The organism is Sulfurovum sp. (assembly GCF_041562805.1).
In the GTDB taxonomy this organism is placed as follows: Bacteria; Campylobacterota; Campylobacteria; order Campylobacterales; family Sulfurovaceae; genus Sulfurovum.
On sequence record NZ_JBFFOH010000259.1, the window covers coordinates 1 to 2,194 of the forward strand.

Consider the following 2,194-nt stretch of genomic DNA (forward strand, 5'->3'; position numbering starts at 1 on the left):
GTTCTAACTGTTTTAATTCAAAATACTCTTTTTGAAGTCTTTGATTTTCTACTTTTAATATTTTCTCTTCAAGAGACAAGCCTTGTTTTTTCTCTTTTAACTGATTCAAAACAGTTAGTGAGTTCTCCCCATAGACCAAAACACCGACATAGATGCCAAAGAGAAGAATACCTATAGCCGTCACCAAAAAAGTTTTTAGTGAAAGTCCGGCTATACTACCTTCTTCTCTCGCATCTGCCATATATTATACCTTCATTTACTTTGTAAAAATTGACGCACCCAAATACTCAAACTGTCCAAGTTCCGCTTCGATCTCAAGTAGTCTGTTATATTTAGCGATTCTATCACTTCTTGCCGTTGAACCCGTTTTGATCTCACCAGTATTCAATGCCACAGCAAAGTCTGCGATGAAAGTATCTTCACTTTCCCCTGAACGGTGGGACATCACACAAGTATATCCGCTTCTTTGTGCAAGGCGAACTGTTTGCATCGTTTCAGAAACCGTTCCTATCTGATTTGGTTTGATCAAGATAGAGTTTGCAATATCTTTTTCAATACCTTCTGCCAAAATAGATACATTCGTTACAAAAAGATCATCACCTACAAGTTGTACTTTATCCCCTAGTACTTCCGTCAGCTCTTTCCATCCTGCCCAATCATCTTCACCCAAACCATCTTCAATAGAAACAATAGGATATTTTGCACACATATCAGCATAATATGCTGTAAGCTCTGAACTTGTGATCTCTCTGTTTTCAGATTTCAATACATAAAGCCCCTGATCATTGAGAAGCTCACTTGCAGCAACATCTAAAGCAATAGCGATCTGCTCTCCAGGTTTATATCCTGCCTTTTCGATCGCTTGAATAATAACCTGAATAGGTTCTTCATTGCTTTTAAGATTTGGTGCAAAACCACCTTCATCTCCAACAGCGGTACTTTCACCCATCTCATCAATGATCTTTTTAAGATTATGATACACTTCGGCACATGCTCTAAGTCCTTCAGAAAATCTATCAAAACCTACCGGCATAACCATGTACTCTTGAAAGTCTACAGAATTGTTTGCATGTTCTCCACCGTTAATGATGTTAAGCATCGGTACAGGCATCACTACAGCATTTGCCCCACCAAGATAACGGTAAAGAGGCATTCCCATACTTTTTGCAGCCGCTCGGGCTACTGCCATAGAGACACCAAGTACTGCATTAGCACCAAGGTTTCCATAGTTTTCAGTACCATCGACTTCTTTCATCACAAGGTCAATTTCTGCCTGGTTAAAAGGACTGAGGCCTACAAGCGCATCACAGATAGCGCCGTTTACATTCTCGCAGGCCTGAAGTACACCCTTCCCCATATATCTGTCACCACCATCACGTAGTTCAAGTGCTTCACGTTTACCAGTACTCGCTCCACTTGGAACGATAGCACTCTCAACAGTACCATCACTTAAGCTTACTGTGGCTTTTACCGTAGGATTTCCCCTACTGTCCATTACTTCTGTTGCTACGATCTCATCGATAAAAATCATTTATATCCTTTATATGTCTTTGGTATTTTGCATTTATCTATTATTTTATCGAAATTTACCCTATACTTAAATGAGTATCATCGAACAAAGAAACATAAGGGGATTCGACCTGTAGGTTAATGGTTATTTCTACTCAAAATGTTTAATATTTTTAAGATTTAAGAGGCTATTTTCACTATCTATAAAGTGTCAACTGTGTTTTGACACTTTATATTTATCATTGGGTCTTAATCTTCGTTCATTTCACTCTCATCTACAGAGAGTCCTTCACCAAAACCAAGTGCTTCTTTAATTTTACTCTCTATCTCTGCCATCATGTCAGGGTTTTCTTTGATGGTGATCTTTGCATTCTCTTTACCTTGCCCCAGTTTCTCACTGCCATAACTGAACCATGCACCTGATTTGTCTATGATGTCCATTTTGACACCATAATCAATTAGTTCACCTACAAAAGAGATCCCCTCACCAAACATAATGTCAAACTCTGCTTGTCTAAATGGCGGAGCCACTTTGTTTTTCACTACTTTTGCCTTGACACGGTTACCTATAGAAGATTCACCTTGTTTTAGTGTAGCGATACGACGCACATCAATTCTCACAGAACAGTAAAACTTCAATGCATTACCACCAGTTGTTGTCTCTGGTGACCCATATCCCATTGTA

Annotated in this window: 2 protein-coding genes and 1 pseudogene; all 3 read right to left on the reverse strand. The window is 39.0% G+C overall.

The genetic code is table 11. The annotated features are described in order from the left end of the window. Positions 1 to 241, reverse strand: a 241-nt coding sequence (locus tag ABYK33_RS15495; protein ID WP_373034225.1) for a hypothetical protein, incomplete at its 3' end; no start/stop codon positions are given. A 15-nt stretch (positions 242 to 256) separates the two neighbouring features. After that, positions 257 to 1,531 (reverse strand): phosphopyruvate hydratase, encoded by a 1,275-nt coding sequence (gene eno, locus ABYK33_RS15500; RefSeq protein ID WP_373034226.1) that lies wholly within the window; start codon positions 1,529 to 1,531, stop codon positions 257 to 259. A 227-nt stretch (positions 1,532 to 1,758) separates the two neighbouring features. Continuing rightward, a pseudogene (locus ABYK33_RS15505) lies at positions 1,759 to 2,194 on the reverse strand (DNA recombination/repair protein RecA); the annotation flags it as partial.

What these genes read in the sequence shown, in the direction of transcription:
- eno (WP_373034226.1), bottom strand. Translation starts at nt 1,531, where the DNA reads ATGATTTTTATCGATGAGATCGTAGCAACAGAAGTAATGGACAGTAGG.